1 protein-coding gene is annotated in these 2258 nt (G+C 74.5%); it reads left to right on the forward strand.

Annotated features, from left to right (window positions below):
• Positions 1-2258: condensation domain-containing protein (locus ACIP8Z_RS37580; protein WP_402091536.1), on the forward strand; the 2258-nt coding region annotated here is incomplete at both ends.

Below are 2258 nucleotides of genomic sequence, written 5' to 3' on the forward strand. Positions count from 1 at the left end.
GAGACCGCGCTCCTCGCCCATGACTCGGTGGCGCAGGCGGCGGTGATCGTGCGGGAGGACCGGCCCGGCGACAAGCGCCTCGTCGCCTACGTCGTCCCCGCCCTCGACACGCGCGTCGACGCCGAGGCCCTCCACGGCCACAGCGCCGGCCGCCTCGCCGAGTACATGGTCCCCTCCGCCTTCGTCGAGCTCGCCGAACTCCCCCTCACCGCCAACGGCAAGCTCGACCGCCGCGCCCTGCCCCAGCCCGTGCTCGGCGGCGACGGAGAGGGACGCGCCCCGCGCAACCCGGTCGAGGAGGTGCTGTGCGGCCTGTTCGCCGACGCCCTCGGCGAGCCCGCGGTCTCCATCGACGACGACTTCTTCCGCCTCGGCGGACACTCGCTCCTCGCCACCCGCCTGGTCGGCCGCGTCCGCACCGCCCTCGCCACCGAACTCTCCCTCCGCGACTTCTTCCTGTACCCGACCGTCGCCGGACTCGCCCGGCTGATCACCGCCGGCGCCGGGCAGGCACCGCGCCCCGCGCTCACCGCCGCCGGCCGGTCCGACGACGACCTCCCGCTCTCCGCCGCCCAGCGCCGCCTCTGGTTCCTCGACCAGATGGAGGGCCCCTCCGCCACGTACAACATCCCCCTCGCCGTCCACCTCACCGGCGCCGTCGACCAGGAGGTGCTGCGGCAGGCCCTCGGGGACGTGATCGCCCGCCACGAGGTCCTCCGGACCAGCTACCCGGTCCACGAGGGCGAGCCGCGCCAGCACATCGCCGACCCCGAGCAGGTCACCGTGCCGCTCACCGTCGCGACCGTCACCGACGACGAGCTGCCCGCCCGGCTCGCGGAGGAGACCGCGCACCTCTTCGACCTCGCCGCCGAACTCCCCCTGCACGCCGTGCTCCTCGACCTGGAGCCGCACCGGAGCGTGCTCGTCCTGGTCGTGCACCACATCGCCTCCGACGGCTGGTCCAACACGCCCCTCATGCGGGACCTCGGCGCCGCCTACACCGCCCGCGCCCAGGGCACGGCGCCCGACTGGGAGCCGCTGCCGGCCCAGTACGCCGACTACTCCCTCTGGCAGCGGGACCTGCTCGCCGACCACGAGGAGGGCCAGCTCGCCCACTGGCGCGAGGCGCTCGCCCAGCTCCCCACCGAGGTCACCCTGCCCACCAGCCGGCCCCGCCCGGTCGTGGCCTCCTACCGCGGCGCCACCCACACCGTGCACTGCCCGGCGGAGACCCACCAGGCCCTCAGCACCCTGGCCAGGGAGCACGGCGTGACCCTGTTCATGGTGGCGCAGGCGGCCACCGTGGCCCTGCTGTCCCGTTCCGGGGCGGGCACCGACATCCCCCTCGGCTCGCTCGTCGCCGGGCGGACCGACGAGGCCCTGGAGGACCTGGTCGGGTTCTTCGTCAACACCCTCGTCCTGCGCACCGACGCCTCCGGCGACCCGACCTTCCGTGAACTCCTCGACCGGGTCCGGGAGACCGACCTCGGCGCCTGGGCGCACCAGGACCTGCCCTTCGACCGGCTCGTGGAGACCCTCAACCCCGAGCGCTCCGCCGCCCGCCACCCCCTCTTCCAGGTCATGCTCACCCTCGCCGAGGCCGCCGAAGCCGCGCCTCGGCTGCCGGGCGTCCGCGCCGAGACCAGGCAACTGAGCGCGGGGATCGCCAAGTTCGACCTCACCGTCAACTTCTACGAGCACCGCGACCGCGTCGGTCACCCCAGCGGCCTCGACATCGTCCTCGAATACGCCACCGACCTGTACGACCCCGACACTGTCGAGGCGGCCGGCGAACGGCTGGCCCGGGTCCTGGACGCCGTCATCGCCGACCCGGACGTCAGGGTCGCCGACATCGAACTGCTCTCCTCCGCCCAGCGCCACGCCCTGCTCGCCGACTACAACGACACCGCCGTGCCGCTCCCCGAGGGCGCGCTGCACGAGCTGTTCGCCGCCCAGGCCGCACGGACGCCGGACGCCGTGGCGCTGGTGTGCGGAGAGCGCGAGACGACGTACCACGACCTCGACCGTGCGTCGGACGCCTTCGCCACCCGGCTCGCCGCGCACGGAGTCCGGCCGGGTGGCGCCGTGGGCCTCTTCCTCGACCGGTCGGCGGAGTTCGTGGTCGCGGCCCTCGCCGTGCTCAAGGCGGGTGGCGCGTACGTGCCGCTGGACCCGCGCCAGCCGGAGGAGCGGCGGGCGTTCATCCTCGCCGACACCGGGGCCGTACTCCTCCTCACCGACCGCGACGAGCGGGAGGT

Origin of the sequence: Streptomyces sp. NPDC088553, assembly GCF_044752965.1 — a bacterium.
In the GTDB taxonomy this organism is placed as follows: domain Bacteria; phylum Actinomycetota; class Actinomycetes; order Streptomycetales; family Streptomycetaceae; genus Streptomyces.